At 60.8% G+C, this 15,072-nt stretch carries 17 protein-coding genes; 6 read left to right on the top strand and 11 right to left on the bottom strand.

Annotation, left to right across the window (positions count from 1 at the left end; genetic code table 11):
* Window positions 1–204: 204 nt before the first annotated feature.
* Complete coding sequence (locus EB815_RS07780) at window positions 205–4,368, bottom strand: PAS domain-containing protein (protein ID WP_056575773.1); 4,164 nt, start codon at window positions 4,366–4,368, stop codon at window positions 205–207.
* A 216-nt stretch (window positions 4,369–4,584) separates the two neighbouring features.
* Here EB815_RS07780 and EB815_RS07775 point away from each other — a divergent pair, with 216 nt between their 5' ends.
* Entirely contained in the window at window positions 4,585–4,905 is a 321-nt protein-coding gene (locus EB815_RS07775) for a hypothetical protein (protein WP_245303374.1), read from the top strand.
* 35 nt (window positions 4,906–4,940) lie between these two features.
* Here EB815_RS07775 and EB815_RS07770 read toward each other — a convergent pair whose 3' ends face one another.
* The gene (locus EB815_RS07770; RefSeq protein ID WP_056575770.1) at window positions 4,941–5,177 is read right to left on the bottom strand and encodes a hypothetical protein; all 237 of its coding nucleotides are present in this window, start codon (window positions 5,175–5,177) and stop codon (window positions 4,941–4,943) included.
* 119 nt (window positions 5,178–5,296) lie between these two features.
* Window positions 5,297–6,211 (bottom strand): DUF2865 domain-containing protein, encoded by a 915-nt coding sequence (locus EB815_RS07765; RefSeq protein ID WP_056575767.1) that lies wholly within the window; start codon window positions 6,209–6,211, stop codon window positions 5,297–5,299.
* 309 nt (window positions 6,212–6,520) lie between these two features.
* On the opposite strand from EB815_RS07765, the gene EB815_RS07760 reads away from it, so the two are divergent.
* Window positions 6,521–6,736 carry a hypothetical protein gene (locus EB815_RS07760; RefSeq protein WP_056575764.1) on the top strand — a complete coding sequence of 72 codons (216 nt, stop codon included), beginning with the start codon at window positions 6,521–6,523 and terminating at the stop codon, window positions 6,734–6,736.
* A 153-nt stretch (window positions 6,737–6,889) separates the two neighbouring features.
* Here EB815_RS07760 and EB815_RS07755 read toward each other — a convergent pair whose 3' ends face one another.
* The 6 genes from EB815_RS07755 to EB815_RS07730 all read right to left on the bottom strand — a co-directional run bounded on the left by EB815_RS07755 (window position 6,890) and on the right by EB815_RS07730 (window position 12,029).
* The gene (locus EB815_RS07755; RefSeq protein ID WP_056575761.1) at window positions 6,890–7,258 is read right to left on the bottom strand and encodes a hypothetical protein; all 369 of its coding nucleotides are present in this window, start codon (window positions 7,256–7,258) and stop codon (window positions 6,890–6,892) included.
* A gap of 275 nt (window positions 7,259–7,533) precedes the next feature.
* Window positions 7,534–8,427: a glutathione S-transferase family protein gene (locus EB815_RS07750; protein WP_056575759.1), complete on the bottom strand. Its 894-nt coding sequence runs from the start codon at window positions 8,425–8,427 to the stop codon at window positions 7,534–7,536.
* Between the two features lie 28 nt (window positions 8,428–8,455).
* Window positions 8,456–9,037, bottom strand: a complete 582-nt coding sequence (locus EB815_RS07745; protein WP_056575756.1) for a VOC family protein — start codon at window positions 9,035–9,037, stop codon at window positions 8,456–8,458.
* A 926-nt stretch (window positions 9,038–9,963) separates the two neighbouring features.
* Window positions 9,964–10,359, bottom strand: coding sequence for a hypothetical protein (locus EB815_RS07740; protein WP_196772387.1), 396 nt, complete (start codon window positions 10,357–10,359; stop codon window positions 9,964–9,966).
* Window positions 10,360–11,224: 865 nt separating this feature from the next.
* A complete protein-coding gene (locus EB815_RS07735; RefSeq protein ID WP_081295021.1) occupies window positions 11,225–11,461 on the bottom strand; it encodes a hypothetical protein in 237 nt (78 codons plus the stop codon).
* A gap of 193 nt (window positions 11,462–11,654) precedes the next feature.
* Entirely contained in the window at window positions 11,655–12,029 is a 375-nt protein-coding gene (locus tag EB815_RS07730; protein WP_056575751.1) for a hypothetical protein, read from the bottom strand.
* Between the two features lie 154 nt (window positions 12,030–12,183).
* On the opposite strand from EB815_RS07730, the gene EB815_RS07725 reads away from it, so the two are divergent.
* The gene (locus tag EB815_RS07725) at window positions 12,184–12,522 is read left to right on the top strand and encodes a hypothetical protein (protein WP_155772505.1); all 339 of its coding nucleotides are present in this window, start codon (window positions 12,184–12,186) and stop codon (window positions 12,520–12,522) included.
* Entirely contained in the window at window positions 12,519–12,713 is a 195-nt protein-coding gene (locus EB815_RS07720) for a hypothetical protein (protein WP_056575748.1), read from the top strand. Before EB815_RS07725 ends, EB815_RS07720 begins: the two co-directional genes overlap by 4 nt.
* A 51-nt stretch (window positions 12,714–12,764) precedes the next feature.
* Here EB815_RS07720 and EB815_RS07715 read toward each other — a convergent pair whose 3' ends face one another.
* Window positions 12,765–13,040 (bottom strand): hypothetical protein, encoded by a 276-nt coding sequence (locus tag EB815_RS07715; RefSeq protein ID WP_056575745.1) that lies wholly within the window; start codon window positions 13,038–13,040, stop codon window positions 12,765–12,767.
* Between the two features lie 244 nt (window positions 13,041–13,284).
* Between EB815_RS07715 and EB815_RS07710 the strand changes: the two genes are divergently transcribed.
* Window positions 13,285–13,449 carry a hypothetical protein gene (locus tag EB815_RS07710; RefSeq protein ID WP_171883277.1) on the top strand — a complete coding sequence of 55 codons (165 nt, stop codon included), beginning with the start codon at window positions 13,285–13,287 and terminating at the stop codon, window positions 13,447–13,449.
* 207 nt (window positions 13,450–13,656) lie between these two features.
* Here EB815_RS07710 and EB815_RS07705 read toward each other — a convergent pair whose 3' ends face one another.
* Complete coding sequence (locus EB815_RS07705; protein WP_155772504.1) at window positions 13,657–13,953, bottom strand: hypothetical protein; 297 nt, start codon at window positions 13,951–13,953, stop codon at window positions 13,657–13,659.
* A gap of 153 nt (window positions 13,954–14,106) precedes the next feature.
* Between EB815_RS07705 and EB815_RS07700 the strand changes: the two genes are divergently transcribed.
* Window positions 14,107–14,883, top strand: a complete 777-nt coding sequence (locus tag EB815_RS07700; protein WP_056576514.1) for a class I SAM-dependent DNA methyltransferase — start codon at window positions 14,107–14,109, stop codon at window positions 14,881–14,883.
* Window positions 14,884–15,072 lie beyond the last annotated feature (189 nt).

Genomic DNA, 15,072 nt, shown 5'->3' with positions numbered 1-15,072 from the left:
TAGGTTGACGCTGCTTCTTTGCCGGCGGTCGCTGCTCCCGCCCGTAACTGCAAGGGCGGAATTCGATTTTGCTATTGTCTCGGCTGGGTGCCGACTTTGATATGGTGCGATCGCACCATAGTCATTGCACGCGGGCATGGCAGCAAATCCACGATTGATTCCCTTGGCTTGCCTCTCACATCCCTGGCACCAGGCAACGCGATGCTATCCCGCGCTGCGCTGGACCTGGCGGCCGGCGCCGATCCAGCGCTCGACCTTCTCCAGCAGGGCCCTGGGGCTGATCGGCTTGGGCAGATAGTCGTCCATTCCGGCCTCCAGGCACCGCTCGCGATCGCCCTTGAGCGCATGCGCGGTGACACCGACGATCGGGACATGCGTGCCGGTTTCGTGCTCCAGCCGGCGGATCGCGGCGGTCGCCTCGAGCCCGCTCATCTCCGGCATCGAGACGTCCATCAGGATCATGCACGGATTGAGCTTGCCGAAGGCGTCGAGCGCCTTGCGGCCATTGCCGACGATCTCGAAACCATAGCCGGTTTCGCCAAGGATCTGGGTGAAGACCATCTGGTTCACCTCGTTGTCCTCGGCCACGAGGATGTCCAGCCTGTGTCCGCCACCACCTGTGGCAGGCGGCCTGGGGCGAATCGGTGGCGGCTGCAATTGCGCACGTTGTTCGGACAATGCCAGCGGCGGAGAAGCGTCAGGCCCCTCGCCCGCGAGCGGCTGGGCGGCGTGGCCATCCGTGGCGTGGCGATGGCGCTGTATGGTCGCGACCAGTGTCTCCAGGAGCACCGAGGAACGCGCCGGCTTGATCAGCTGGGCGTCGATGCCGAGATCGCGGTAGCTGGTGTTGGCGAGCGACTGGTCGACCGAGGTCAGCATGATGATCGGCGTGTCGGCGAGACCTTCGGTGTTGCGCACGATGCGCGCCATTTCGGCGCCGCTCATCCCAGGCATCTGGTAGTCGAGCACGACGCAGTCCACGGGCACGCCGTAGGCGGCGGCCGCGATCAGCACCTTGAGGCCCTCGGCGCCGCTTTCGGCCGCGCAGGAATCGAATGTCCACGAGACCATCTGCTCGGTCAGGATGGCCCGGTTGACGGCATTGTCGTCAACGATCAGCACCCGTGCGCCCGTCACGTCCACCGGCATTATGCGCTGCCCGTTCTGCTGTCCGGCCCTGGGCAGCGTCACGGTGAACCAGAAGGTCGAGCCCTTGCCCTCGGCGCTCTCGACGCCGATCTCGCCGCCCATCAGTTCGACCAGCCGTGAGGTGATGGCAAGGCCAAGCCCGGTGCCCTCGTGCCGCCTCGTCGAGGAGGTGTCGACCTGGCTGAATTTTTCGAAGACCAGCTTCAGTTTTTCCTCGGGGATGCCGATCCCGGTGTCGGTGACCGAGATCGTCAGCCTGGTTCCGGTCGGGACCCTCTCGCCGGTCACGTCGACCAGCACATGGCCTTCATCGGTGAATTTCACCGCGTTGCCGAGCAGGTTGGTGACGATCTGCCTGATGCGGCCAACGTCGCCGATAAACAGGTTTTCGAGCCCTGGCTCGACGCGCACGATGAGCTCGAGGTCCTTTTCCTTGGCACGCGTCGACACCAGCGTCGCCACATCCTCTATCGCCTCGGCGAGGTTGAAGGGCGCCGGATCGAGCACCATCTGGCCGGCATCGATCTTGGAGAAATCCAGGATGTCGTTGATGATGGTCAAGAGCGCGTTGCCCGACTTGACGATGATGTCGGTGAACGTCTTCTGCTTCGGATCGAGATTGGACTTGGCCAGCAGTTCCGCCATGCCCAGCACACCGTTCATCGGTGTGCGGATTTCATGGCTCATATTGGCGAGGAATTCCGACTTGGCGCGGTCGGCGAGCACGGCGCGCTGGCGCGCCTCGCTGAGCTCCGCCTCGCGCATCTTCAGCTCCGTGATGTCGGTGGTCGATCCGATCAAGTAGAGCGAACCGTCCGACGCGATCATCGCGCCCTTGCGCGCGAACTGGTGGCGCACGCTGCCGTCGGGGAGCGTCACGCTCTCCTCGATCTCCTGGGTTTCGCCGGTGCGCAGCACGGCCAGATCGCCGGCCACGAAGGCCTCGCCATCAGGGCCGAAGATCTCGACATCGGTCTTGCCGATCGCCTCTTGCTTGCTGAAGCCGGTGAGGTCGCACCAGCCCTTGTTGACATAGAACTGCCTGAGGTCGGAGCGCTTGGCGTAGATCGACACCGGCACATTGTCGATCAGGCTGCGGAACACCTCGTTTTCGCGCATGCTCTCTTCCAGAGCCCGCTCGCGCGCCTTGACGTCGGTGATGTCGGTGCTGGAGCCGACCAGATGCACCGATCCGTCCGTCGCCACCAGGCGGCTCTTGCGCGTCATCAATTGCCGCACCGTGCCGTCGCGATGGGTGACGGGTTCCTCGACCTCGCGCACGGCGCCGGTCGCCACGACATCGGTGTCGTCATGGCTGTAGCCTTCCGCTTCCGCGGCGCCAAACAGCTGGCGGTCGGTCCGGCCGATGACATCTTCCTTGGCGAGGCCCGTGATCGCGCACCAGGCCTTGTTGACGAATTCGATGCTCAGGTCCTGCGCCTTGATGAAGGCGGCCACCGGCAACTCATCCATGACGTGCCGGAACAGGTCGATCTGGCGCATTGAGTCGCGCAAGGCCGCTTCGCGGCTCTTGATATCGGTGATGTCGACGCGCACGCCGATGAACGTGCCGTCATCGGTGCGCATGTCGTAGACCTGATACCAGCGTCCATCGGCATTGAGGCGCTCGTAGGAAGAATTTGGCAGCCGATAGCGCGCCAATATGCTGTCGAGCCAGCGTTCGGGATCGGGTTCGTAAAGCCTGTCGATCCCGCTATCGCCGCTCGAGCGGAAATAGCCGACTGAGTGGCCGAATTCCAACGCCTCGCGAAAATTCCGGCCGGGCTGCCAGAAAGGTTTCAGCGCCGGCAGCGTATCCTGCAGCTTGTGGTTGGCGAAGACGAACTTGTCGTCGCGATCGTAGATGATCACGCCCGCCGGCAGCGATTCCAGCACGCTGGCGAGATGCTTGCGCGCATCTTGCGCCTCGATCTCGCGCCGCTTCATGTCGGAAATGTCGAAGAGGAAGCCGGCGACATAGTCACGGCCGCTTGCCATGCGGACGCGGTTTTTCCTGACAATGCGCGAACGAGCGGCGCCTTCGTCGTCGAAATTCTCTTCGACTTCGTAGATTTGTCCCGTCGACAGGACTTCCCGTTCGCTGCGTTCGAAGAGCGCGGCCTGGGTCGGCCCGAGGAAATCGCCACCCGGTCTGCCAAGCATGGCTTGCGGCGTCTGGCCGAACAGGTTCGCGAACGCCTCGTTGACGAAGACGAACCGGAGATGATCGTCCTTGACGAAAATCGGATCCTCGACGGCGTTGATCACCGCCTCCGCGAGCCGCGCCTTTTCCAGAGCATCGGCGAGCTCGGCGTCGCGCAGCTTCAGCTCGGTGACGTCGTAATAGGTCAGCAGTCGCTTGCCACCCGACAAGGCGGTGATGGAAAACAGCATCGTCTTGCCGTCGGCATGGCGGAACTGGCGTGCCGAAACGCTGCCGGCACGGATCTCATCCAGCCGGCTGGCGAGATAGCGCTCCCAATCCGGCTGGGCGATGTCGCCATAAATACCATTGCGCCGATTGATCTCCATCAACAGGCTGAAGGGTGCGCCGACGGCCACATCGCCTTCCGACATTTTGGAGATGTCACGATAGGCCTTGTTGATGATCAGCGTGTCGAGCTTCGCGTCGAGAAGCACGATCCCCATGCGCATGGCGTCCATCGTCCGCTCGAGATCGGCAAGGTGCCCGGCGGTGTCGCCGCCGACCGGCGGTTCCTGCCTCGGCTCCATGTCTTCGAACGCGATGTCTTCGAAAGCGCTGGCCAGTGCGGTCACATTGCGGCCTATGCCGCGATAGCCGGCAAATTTTCCTTCGCTGTCGAACCGTGGGAAGCCTGAAGTCAGCACCCAGCGACAGCCGGCGCGGCCGCCCTTCAGTTCATAGACGAAGTCGCGGAAAGGCCGGTGTGCCTCCAGATCCTCCAGATGCGCCGCCGCGCTGCGCTTGCCTTTCAGGACCTGGTTCAGGAAATCGAAGCGGAACCGGCCGAGCACATCAGCCGGATCGATGCCGGTGGCCGCCTGATAGGTGGGTGAAAGCCAGGAGAATCGCAGCTCGGCGTCGGTTTCCCAGATCCAGTCCGAGCCTGCCTCGACCAGTTGGCGAAGCGCGTCGGCCGAATCCATGTCCGCGCACGCTGGCGCGTCATCGCGATGCACCGCCTTGCCGGACCCACGCTTGCCGCGCGCACCGATTGCTTCGTCCGCTTCCGCCATGCTGTCCCCACCCCGAAAATCAAGGTCGAACCCTCCCTCCGCGGTTCGTCGGCGGAATGTGCCCGAGAAGCATTAACGATCCGCTAACCTTAACGGCACGACCGGCACGCTCCGCCTGCGTTATTCCGCCCGGTTGTCGTGCGGACCAAGGCCGCGTTATAAGCTCATACAGGGGTGTTGCTAATGTACGCACGGATAGGGCCTTTCTTGCTGGGCGTGACACTGCTTCTCGGCAGTGGCTGTTCGCGCAGCTATGACGGCACGGTCATCATCCCGCGGCCGCTCGACGCCAGGCGCTTCTGGGAACGGCCGCCCCCCAATGTCGATTACGCGCCGCAGGTCGACAATGGCGCCTTTCCGGTGCCGCCGCAGCCCCCCGGTCAATTTTCCGAACGCAGGATTTCGAAACCTGCCGTACGGAGACGACACCAGACGAGGCTTTCACCGCCGTCGCCCGCGTCGTCGGAGCCGGAAAAACAACTGGCGTGCAGGAACGTAAGCGCACCTGGTCAGCGAGTCCGCATGGTCTGCGACTGATCCCTGGAAGTACAAACCGAAGTCGCGGACAGGCCCTACAGCGATGCCGCGCCCTTCTTCGGCTCCTTTGCGCCGAGCTTGTCGAGCGCGAACCGAACCTGGCGCAAATCGTCCTGCCAACCGTCATCATCACCCATCGAGCTCTCCGAAGCTGCCCGTTGCAGCCCACGGGCCTCGGATTCGATCTCACGCAACTCGGCGATCTTCTGTTCGGTGGACAGGGATTCGTCCTCGACGATTTCCTGCACCCGCATTTCCCGGAACGTGGCCATGGCGTCTCTCCTGGCTGATGTCGATCAAAACGCCGTGAGCGCCCCTTCCGTTCCAGCTTTGCTGCCGCACCGACAACCCGCTGCAATCTGTATCCGCGAAACGGGATGAAGGACGCGGTTTATTCCGCCGGGAAAAAGGCCGGGCCGACCACGCGCACCGTCCGCTTGCCGGCCTCGATCGACTGCAATTGGACAACACCCGGGGCTTCGGCGCCGGATTGCGGGATTGCCGCGACGCTGCCTAGGTCCGGCTTCGGCTGAGGCAGGGGAATGATGGCATTGGACATGTCTGTCGGCGTCACCGTCCTTGCCCTGAGTTCGGCAACCCGCTGATAATAACGTTTGACGTCACAGGCCTTGAAATTTGCATCGTCCCGATAGCGGAAAGCCGATGGCAGTTCGGTGTAGGGCTTGCGCGTATCGAGCGCGACCATCTTTTCGGTTTCCAGACTGGCATCGCTCAACGTGTAGAGATCGACGGCCGGGTCATCGCAGATATAACGGCACTGATCGGCCATTCCCTTGAGATCGCCGCTGCCGGCGAATTGTGACTTTGGCGCCGGGAAGAAATATCCGTCCGACAGCCGCACGCAAAACAGCATCGCATTGCCGGCATAGGTTGCTCCACCCGTTGCGGATTGGGTCTTCGGTGCCGAGCGCTGCTCCTTCGCCCCGGACGTGCAGCCGAGCGCCGCGAACCGAGCCTGCAGGCCCGATATGTCGCGGCCGGAATTGGACGCGGCAGCCATCTGGCGCTGCACCTCTGTCCGGTTTCTGGCAAGGTCGGCGCAAGCGTTGAAGAAGCCGCCCGTGGCACTTTGCGCCGTGCACCTGCGCTGCCTCTCCAGGCCCTGGATCGCCGCAAGCTGGCGGCGCAGTTGCGCCAGTTCGGGGCTCACGCCCCCGCCGCGGCCCCCGGAAAGCAACTGGCTTCTGATCGCGCTGCAACTATCCGCATGGGAAGACGTCGTGCCGAGTGCAAAGGCGGCCACCGTCACCAGCGCGACCATCATGAGAAGCCAGAAACGGATCATCGCGACGACACTGTCCCTGTTGCTGACGACGTGGGAAGGCACTATTTCTACTTGAGTAATCTTCAACTAAATGAGCTACACCTAATATGAATGACTTTCCGTTCCAAATAGACTTTTATCTATTGTGGTAGAAGGGCTCCTGTAAATTCGGTATTACTTTTTTATTTCAAGATTGAGACGAACCGGAAGACAATGCGACCAGACCGGCGGCTGTCGTGACCTGCCGGCGAACGATCAATCCGGCGTTACCGGTGCATGGGGCTGAAACCTTTGCCTGACTGCGGCGTTGATGGCCAAAGGAGAACGCGGATGTCGATCCACTTCACGGTATCGGAACTGACAAGGAACCTTTTCCATTCGCTCGGGCTGGATCACGAGCGCGCGCCGCGACCGCTCAATCCCGAGCAAAATCTGTTGCTGGAATGCTATCTGGCTGGACAAATTCCGGAATCGGCCTGGAGCGACTACGTCTTCGAAACACCAGATTTGGCCCGGCATGCCAAGGTACGGCGCCTGAGCCACTGAGCCGTTGGTTTGGAAGAACCTGAGTGGCGGGGTGAAGCCCTGATAGTCGATCTGATTTTTGAAGCATTTCCTCGGCACTGACGAGGGTTACGAATCCAGGTGCGCCATTTCCCGCTACCTCTCACTTCCCGCTGAGGTCGGCGGGAACTGCTATTACTTCGGAGAAGTCAGCTGCAACGTGAAGACGTTGCCGCCAATGCCCTGCGCCAAAGCCGGTGAAAAAGTCAGAGGCGTGCAATTCTTGACGGCGGCAATAGCCGCTTCGATAAACGCCTTCCGCGCCCTGTCATCGCCGGCGACCTTCGCGGCGGTCGGCCGTGGCGGACCGATCAGCGAGCCGTCGCGCTTGAAGCTGAAGCTCAGGGTGACGATGGAATTCCCCGCGTCCGCCGGCGGCGTCCAGCACGCTTGGATCGCGGCCCCGACATCATCCATTGTGTTGAGCGTCGTGGCCCGCGATGGGAGAAGCGTCCCGGCGAGCATCCCACCGGCGATCATCAGCATTGCCGCGATGCATTTCATCGCAAACCCTCATCTCACTCCAGGCCGGCATTCCAGGCCGGATTCGCTAAGGGGGATGTTAGAGCCAACGTCGACGATGACAATATCCCGACGCGAAAAGTTTATGCTCCCGGCTTGTCTGATTACCGTCGCGCGATGTCCAGGCATGGGCTCGGAAAAGCAAAAAGGCCGGCACGGAGCCGACCTTTCCTTTCACCGATATTGCGCCAGTACATCCGTGGTCGCGCGGCGAATTCCTGACAGTAGATAGGGCTTTGGTTAACGAATCGTTAACGTCAGGCCTTCGCCTGCGATCTCACATAGGCGATGTAGCCACGCACGTCGCCGGCCGGCTCGGCGTAGGCCTTGCCGAGCTTCTTCTCGATTGCCGCCATATATTCGGTGGCCCATTGCGGCAGCGCGTAGTCGACGACCGCCAGGAACTCTAGCGTCGCCGCCAGCCGGATGTCGGCGATCGACGGGTTCTGGCCGCCGATGAACGGCTTGCCGTCCCTGAAGAAGCTATGGAAAACCTCCAGCGGCTCGGCGATCGCCGCCATTGCGGCCTTCTGCGCCTCGGACTTCCTGTCGGGATGGGCATCGCTGTGGCCGACCTCGCCGGCATATTGCGGGAACCCCAGCGCCGGATATGTGGCGCGCGCCACATAGGGGTAGAGTGTGCCGATCAGGTAGAACATGGCGCTGTCGATCATCGCCCGCCTGGCCGGCGCCTTGGGATAGAATTTCTCCAGCCCATACTTGTTTGCCAGATACTGCATGATGGCGCAGCTTTCCCAAAGCACGCCTCTGGGCAGCCCCTTGTCCTCGATCATCGGCGTCAGGTGCGCCGGATTGCGGGCCATGTATTCGGGCGAGCGCGTGTGACCCCAGGCGTCCGTCTCGGCGGCATCGAACCCTGCCGCGCGCGCAAATACCCGCACCGTCATGTTGTTGACGCTCGGCTTCAGCATGCTGAGCTTCAGCGCCGGCTTTTTCGCCGCCTTGGCCTTCGCGGTCTTCGGCACCGGCTTCTTGGCTGCCGGTTTTGCCGCCGCTTTCGGCGCGGCCTTTGCCGCTGCCTTCACCGCCGGCTTCGCGACTGCTTGTGCGGCAGGCTTGGCGGCGGCTTTCGGCTTTACCTTGGCAGCCGGTTTCTTCACGCTCTTGGTCACTGTCTTTGTCTTTGCCATTGTTGTCCTCCCTCTGTTTTGTTGGCCGTCAGTATGGATTCTTCGGCGTCCGGGCGTCCGACAAGGTCGCGCGGGAGCTTTCGACAAGCGCCTGGATCGCGTCGGCAAGATGCACTTCGGCGATGTTGTAGTCGCCACGCGCGACGCGCAGCCTGTGTGCCTGCATCAGCACCTCGGCATGGGTGAAACCCGCCGGCGGCTCGAAGCGGTAGGAAGCGAGTTCGATCAGCAGGCCGAGCGGATCCTCGAAGTAGATCGAATCCATGAAGCCTCGATCCTTGACGCCGCTGTGCTTGATGCCGCGCTCGTCGAGCCTGGCGACCGCCTGCAGGAAGGTGACGCGCGACACCGCGAACGCGATATGATGCACGCAGCCCGGATCGGTCGGCGTGCGGCGCTTGACCGGCGTGCGGCTCTCATCGGTGAAGACGGTGATGAGCCGGCCGTCGCCGGGATCGAAATAGAGATGGCTTTCGCTGGCCTTGTCGAGGTTGGGCTGCTCGAAGATGAACGGCATGCCGAGCACGCCTTCCCAGAAATCGATCGAGGTCTGGCGCCCTGCGCCGACCAGCGTGATGTGGTGAACGCCCTGCGATTGCAGTTTCTGCATTGGCCTTCTCCCCGCGGCATCGATTGCCCGTCAGGATCTGCCTGGCACCCTGCATTCCGCGCAGCGCTTCAGCCGTGCCTCGAAATCCATGAGGTGATGCTAATGCAATCGGTGACGCGGCGCCAGAAGCGGCACGTCCTATCGTTGCACGAAGGGCGAAGTCGCTCTGGGCCGCGAAAGCCTGCGGAATCTCTTCAAGGGATGGCGGCACGATCGCGACGCGAAAGCCGTCCGCATCGTGGCGGCCGAAGCAACGACTAGGCGACGGCCCTGAGCTCGGCTTCCGCAAGCATCCCCACACCGCCACACTCGGTGCAGATAAGGGTCTTTCCTGGGCAACTGGTCTGATGCGTCCCTTGCGGGCAGCAATGCCCTTTCGATACGCTCCATCGGGAGCAATCGAAAACCTTGCCGCCGCCGTGGCAATGCGGGCAAATCATCTTCAGTGACGCCATTCCAACTCTACCCGACCCAAAATCCGCACTGCCGCGGATGCTACCCCCGGCACCGCAAGTAACAGAGATTGCTGCGCCTTCAAGCGCCGCAGCCTGACTTAAATTGGGTGGATTGGAGGCTTTGAGCCTTCGGACCCTCCGAAATTTGCCAATCCACTGGCCAAACGAGGTCCGCGCGGATGCGTGTCCGGGTGCCGTCCGCCCCTTTCTATTCTTCGCCTCTATTCTCAGCGCAGGATCGCCACGAAATTTGGATAGGGCTGCTTCTTTCATCTATTCGGCCGATGCGCCAACTCATCCCGAGGACCATATTGAAGGTGATCCTACGGATCACCGAGCAGTCCGAAGCCAGTCCCTTTGCGACTACTCCAAGGCCCGCCTGACTCCCGGTCGGCGGGCCTTTCCCATGCAGGCGGCCAGGGACGAGCTCGGGGCGCAGGAGCGGATGGCGCGCAGCCGGAACCGCCTCGATCAAAGATTGAAGACGTGCGAGGCGGTCAGCCCGGCCAGCAGCACGCCCGCAAGAAGAGCGATGATCGAGGCAAGGAACCAGCGCAGCGTGACCCGATAGACCGGCTCGTCGTCGTCGCGTGGCAGCAGCGAACGCCACAATGCGACGAGTTGCAGAACGATGGCCAGCGCGAGAAGGACCGTCGCCAGGATCGAGGCAATCGTCCATCCGCCATCGGCTTCGAAATTCCAGTACCGCAGGAAGAGGAGCGAAAATCCGAGCAATACGGTGATCGCGGAGATCACACCTTGTCGGTAGCCGCCGGGCAAGGGAACCCTGCGTGCCTCGATGGCCTGAAAAGCCGGTTCGATGGTCTCGTCGGGATGGCCGTCCTGGCGCTTGGAAGGGTCGATCATGGAGGCAACATATAGTTGGCGGGCCCTGGAGGTCGGCGCGGGCTCCCGTTCAATCGATACGAACGAGGAAGCCCTGCGGCCGTCATCATCATCCTTGTGCCTTCGTCGCGCAAGGTGAGTGGCTCGATGCCATAAACAGTCGTATCTACCCGTGCCCCTACTGCGGACAGAAAGTGGATCAGCGCGACTTGGCCAGGTATTCTGGCACGAGGCGTCACGTCATAAGCCGTCGGCCTGCAGAAGAAGCAACGATCTCGAGTTCGGAAGATGGCGACAAAACGAGAAAGGCGCGTCAGCCGGAGCCAGCGGGCCTCGATTCCAGCCCACGGCGATTATGTGGGCTCAGTGTCGATCGGCGGCGGACACGCCACCTGAGCCACAACGCTCTACAGTTTCTCAGGCCTGGTCAGTTCCGGCTTCTTGGAAGCCACAGCCGCTGGTCCATTAACCACTGTCATGGATAGCGCGGACCCAAAACCCAGGTTAAACGGTTGGGCTATATGGAAAATCACCAGCATAGATTTTATTGCCATATCGAGGCTGACGGATCATGGGGCGTGTGGGACTGCGTCCGCAACAAGCCAGCAACATTGGGCGGCGGAGACCTGATCGGTTGCACTGCGCAAAGAGCTGAAGCTGCGGAACAGGTCTTGACGAGTATTTACAGCGGCGGGCTCGATGCACTCGCAGTTCGGATCGCCGGGATTGTCAGCCAGCGCGGTCGCACGCACCAACGGTGCATCTGGAACGAAAAGCCCACCACCACGGAGGCAGTGACGGGCTCTTAATTGTCAGCTCGATCGAGGGGACCGAGCTCCCGAAGAATTTCGCCGAGCGTAATCGGTTTCAACAACAAGCCCGTGCGTTAACCGCCGTTGGCAGGCGGTGCCGGAGCTGGTGCCGCCGGTGCAGGTGCTGCTGGCTTCGCCGGAGCCTCAACCTTGGGCGCTTCAACCTTTACGTTGATGTCCTGCCCATTGCCGCCGTGGATATTGATAACGCCTGTGAAGAACAACAAGACAACAATTGCGATGATTCCGAGAACAATGGCGACGGCGGTGCCGCCGCCTCCAGAGTTTACAACAGTTGGGCCGTCCGCCATGACTTTCCTCTCCAATTTTCCATTTACAACGGCTGAGTAACGGCCCCCGCACACATGCGTTCCGCTGTGAGGCTAAGGTCCAGGAAGTCACCCGACTGAAGTCCTGCGCCGCAACCGGAGCCTGGCAAGCACGTTAGGATCGCACCTGCGTTGCCCCTCGGTGGAGCGCGCAAATCCCTGTTGTGGATGTGGCCTAGTGGTGACTGTCGTGAGATTTTTGGAAGCGGGGCAACCGGTGAGTTTTGTCGAGAGAACGATTGTCCATCACGGCGGAAGTCAGGCCGCGAATGACAACAATTCCCCCGCTCCTGATACCTCCTCGGCCTTGGACCTCCTTTCGTCGGAAGATGATAAGATGGCGGACCTCGTCAGACGAACCGAGAGACTTGGTGTTGTCGTTGTCGTAGCCATGGCAATTGGCCTGGCCGTCGTACCAGCCCTTTGCTTTGCATTGAGCCGCGGGATATAGCTCGCCGCCTATCTGCGCATAGCCGGCGCGCTCGTGGTACAAGGTTGCCGCACACCCACCCAAGGCTTCTGTGACGTTCAAGTTGCCGGCTTGATCCATTCTCTGTGGCTGCCGGCCTCGTGCGCAAAGTCGGTGCGCGCTACATAAGACAGCATTTATGCAGCGCGGAGGAACGAATATCGAGATCAGGGCTTTCCTCTCGGCGCGTCTTTGCCTCTAGGCCGGCGCCTACGGCTTGTTCGTTGGAGGACCGATGTTGATTAGAAAAATGATTGCGTCGTCGGTTATCCTGGGAGCGCTGACGGGAGGCTGCCTTGCTCAAACGACCGACGACCCGTCAATCACAGCGTGCAAATCCACCGGACTGTTGGCGCTTCAGGAAAAGTCCAAAGACATCAGCGACCTCGTGATCGACATGGAGAGTGTCGCGATGAGCAAGGCCGACACCAGCGTTGAGGACGTTCCCGTCAAGATGGTTGTGCTGGGCGAAGCCTATATCGCTCGAAACGGGAAAACCGGCACACCAGACCGTTTTGTCTGTTTGCTGGGCGACAAAGGTAAAGTTCTGCTGACGTTCTTCACGGCCAAATGAAAGAGAAATCCGAACGCAGTTCGATAGTAGTGCTGGTTTTCATCCCAAGCGGCTTCTGGCTGTTGGCAGAGTTGGTAATGGCTGCCACCGGGTTGACACCGCCGGCAAAACTGACGGCACTTGAGGGAATAACGGAGAACCCCACGAAGAAAATCTACGAGATGCATTACGACCCTGGCATGCCCGAATAGATGGGAATGGCGATCCTCGCGGCTCGCCACACCCATCAGTGCCCTAGATGCTCAGGCCTTGCCGGCCAGCGCGTTCAACTTGGCGCAGAACTCAGCATGCGGTTTGCTCATCGCCGCGTCCTGGCATTCCTTCATCATGGCAGTCTGATGCTTCTTCGACATCTTTGCCCAGACCTTCTTCATGTCGGCATCCGCCTTCATGGTCTTCATGGTCTTATCAGTGAAGAAGGGGGCCATCATCTTTGGCTCGTCGAGGATACCGGCCAACGCCGAGCCGGCAATCACGGTAGCAGCCAAGGCGCCTAAGCAGACAGTTTTGAAGTTCATGGATTGTCTCCTCTCTCTCCTGACGCCGAATTGGCGACAGCGCATTCATTTAGATGATGCTCATATAAGCAGGTGGTCACGTTTTAGTGAGAGCCCGGTGATGCGCAAGCTTGACTGAACATTAGAGATCGCTAACAGTTTCCATCTGCGGCAGGGCGGGCTCCCCTGCTGAAGATCGGCTGAAAAGCCCTGATCGGCCCGCGTTCTCCCACGAGGCGCGGGCTTTCAACCGCCAGGGGCAGAGATGGCCGGCAATCCGGTCACGACCTACATCGTCAGCGTATTCGAGAAGCCGCACTGGCGGACCGTGCTGACCACCAAGGACAAGCAGAAGGCGTTCGATATGGCCAAGGAGGTTGGCGACCAGGTTCGGGTGGAGAAAATCACTCCGAAGCCGAAGAAGCGCTAAAGGCTCGGCGCAGTCGGCGACACATCCTGTGATAGATTGGCGAGCTTTGCAGGTCTCGGGCTGCGTGCGTGAGCAGCAGGACGACAAACAGAACCACCACCGCAGATGCGAACCCGGTAACGAGAGCCATCCGCGCAAACGTCGCTGACGTCTGGATGTTCCTTTGAAAATAGCCGGCGCTCGACGTGCTCGCGCAAAGCGGCTTGATCAATGAAAACGGTCAGATTGAGGAGCTGCACAGAAAGCGCGTCGCCCTTTCGGCTTATAGCGCAGCTTGCGTCTGGCAGACCGATTGTCCTGGAGCGGCTGATTGGTGAGTTCAAAATAACTTGTGTAATCCAAGAGTCTTAGGACATCATCGGCAGCCATGAACTGTGCGGCAATTCCACTTTCCGCGGGATATAGCTCGCCGCCTATCTGCGCGTAGCCGGCGCGCTCGTGGTACCAGGCTGCCGCACACCAACCCAAGGCTTCTGTGACGTTCAAGTTGCCGGCTTGATCCATTCTCTGTGGCTGCCGGCCTCACATCCTTGAGGAGCGCCCCCCTGACGACCCCTTCATTCCTTACGCATTTGTAAGGTCTGCGTCGTGTGAAAGCATGAAGATCGATTGTGAAGAGTGACCTTTATTCGCGGGCCGAGAAAGGAGATTGTCGCGATGGATGGTTCCGATGTTTACGTGTTGGGCGAGCGGCCATCCGAGCGGGGCGCTTATAGCGATTACCGATCAAGCCATCAGAACGCTGACTACGGCGACAGTTACTTGAGAACGTTCTGTTCCGGCTACTATGCTGCGTTGTGGTCGCGTATCGAACGACCTCTCGTCGAAAGCATTCTCAAGTCACTTGCCGGGCCGGACCGCAGCTGTCTTGACTTCGCGTGCGGCACAGGCCGCGTTACAAATGTCGCAGGCCCACTGTTTGGCGTGGTGGTTGGGGTCGATGTGTCCCAATCCATGCTTGCTTGCGCGCGGGTTCCGGAGACAGTGACGCTGGTGAAAGCCGATCTGACGGTCTCCCCGCTCCCCAGAAGATTCGACGTGGTTACGGCTTTTCGATTCTTCTTGAACGCTGAAGACACTCTTAGGAAAGACGCACTTTTGGCTATTCATGAGCATTTGAACGAGGGCGGGTTGCTGGTTTCCAACATCCACATGAACGCATCCTCGCCAATGGGGCTGGTCTATCGCTTTCTAAACCGATGTCAGGGACGCGTCGTGCGCAATACGCTGAGCGTCCAGGCATATCGCCAGATGCTCGTTTCCAATGGCTTCGCCGTCGAACAGGTCATTGGTTACGGGTACTTGCCGCGGCCCGGATGGCTGCTACCAAGGCTTTGCGAAATGTTGGTCGGGCCCATTGAGACGATAAGCAGGAGAGCCGGTATCCCGGAGCGCTTTGCCCAAAATTTCTTGGTGGTGGCGAGAAAACGCTAGTCGAGCCCCCATAGAAGCGGACCCGGCGGATGGCCCACTCCCCGGCAACTCGGGGAGTTGAACATTTGGGGAAACCTGTTCGGTGACGGCCACGGCTTTTCTCGGCGGGGCGAAAGCACATGTGCACACTTTCAGCTGTTGGCGCCCGTAGAGCGGCCAGCGATGGGAGAAAAGTGCGCTTCGCAGTCA

Origin of the sequence: Mesorhizobium loti, assembly GCF_013170705.1 — a bacterium.
In the GTDB taxonomy this organism is placed as follows: domain Bacteria; phylum Pseudomonadota; class Alphaproteobacteria; order Rhizobiales; family Rhizobiaceae; genus Mesorhizobium; species Mesorhizobium loti_D.
The sequence above is the reverse complement of the archived record's forward strand: the minus strand, read 5'-3'. Positions and strand labels throughout refer to the sequence as shown.

What these genes read in the sequence shown, in the direction of transcription:
- EB815_RS07710 (WP_171883277.1), top strand. Translation starts at nt 13,285, where the DNA reads ATGGCCGGCAATCCGGTCACGACCTACATCGTCAGCGTATTCGAGAAG.
- EB815_RS07765 (WP_056575767.1), bottom strand. Translation starts at nt 6,211, where the DNA reads ATGATCCGTTTCTGGCTTCTCATGATGGTCGCGCTGGTGACGGTGGCC.
- EB815_RS07780 (WP_056575773.1), bottom strand. Translation starts at nt 4,368, where the DNA reads ATGGCGGAAGCGGACGAAGCAATCGGTGCGCGCGGCAAGCGTGGGTCC.
- EB815_RS07715 (WP_056575745.1), bottom strand. Translation starts at nt 13,040, where the DNA reads ATGAACTTCAAAACTGTCTGCTTAGGCGCCTTGGCTGCTACCGTGATT.
- EB815_RS07755 (WP_056575761.1), bottom strand. Translation starts at nt 7,258, where the DNA reads ATGAAATGCATCGCGGCAATGCTGATGATCGCCGGTGGGATGCTCGCC.
- EB815_RS07745 (WP_056575756.1), bottom strand. Translation starts at nt 9,037, where the DNA reads ATGCAGAAACTGCAATCGCAGGGCGTTCACCACATCACGCTGGTCGGC.
- EB815_RS07725 (WP_155772505.1), top strand. Translation starts at nt 12,184, where the DNA reads ATGTTGATTAGAAAAATGATTGCGTCGTCGGTTATCCTGGGAGCGCTG.
- EB815_RS07740 (WP_196772387.1), bottom strand. Translation starts at nt 10,359, where the DNA reads ATGATCGACCCTTCCAAGCGCCAGGACGGCCATCCCGACGAGACCATC.
- EB815_RS07705 (WP_155772504.1), bottom strand. Translation starts at nt 13,953, where the DNA reads ATGGATCAAGCCGGCAACTTGAACGTCACAGAAGCCTTGGGTTGGTGT.
- EB815_RS07700 (WP_056576514.1), top strand. Translation starts at nt 14,107, where the DNA reads ATGGATGGTTCCGATGTTTACGTGTTGGGCGAGCGGCCATCCGAGCGG.
- EB815_RS07720 (WP_056575748.1), top strand. Translation starts at nt 12,519, where the DNA reads ATGAAAGAGAAATCCGAACGCAGTTCGATAGTAGTGCTGGTTTTCATC.
- EB815_RS07770 (WP_056575770.1), bottom strand. Translation starts at nt 5,177, where the DNA reads ATGGCCACGTTCCGGGAAATGCGGGTGCAGGAAATCGTCGAGGACGAA.
- EB815_RS07735 (WP_081295021.1), bottom strand. Translation starts at nt 11,461, where the DNA reads ATGGCGGACGGCCCAACTGTTGTAAACTCTGGAGGCGGCGGCACCGCC.
- EB815_RS07750 (WP_056575759.1), bottom strand. Translation starts at nt 8,427, where the DNA reads ATGGCAAAGACAAAGACAGTGACCAAGAGCGTGAAGAAACCGGCTGCC.
- EB815_RS07730 (WP_056575751.1), bottom strand. Translation starts at nt 12,029, where the DNA reads ATGGATCAAGCCGGCAACTTGAACGTCACAGAAGCCTTGGGTGGGTGT.
- EB815_RS07760 (WP_056575764.1), top strand. Translation starts at nt 6,521, where the DNA reads ATGTCGATCCACTTCACGGTATCGGAACTGACAAGGAACCTTTTCCAT.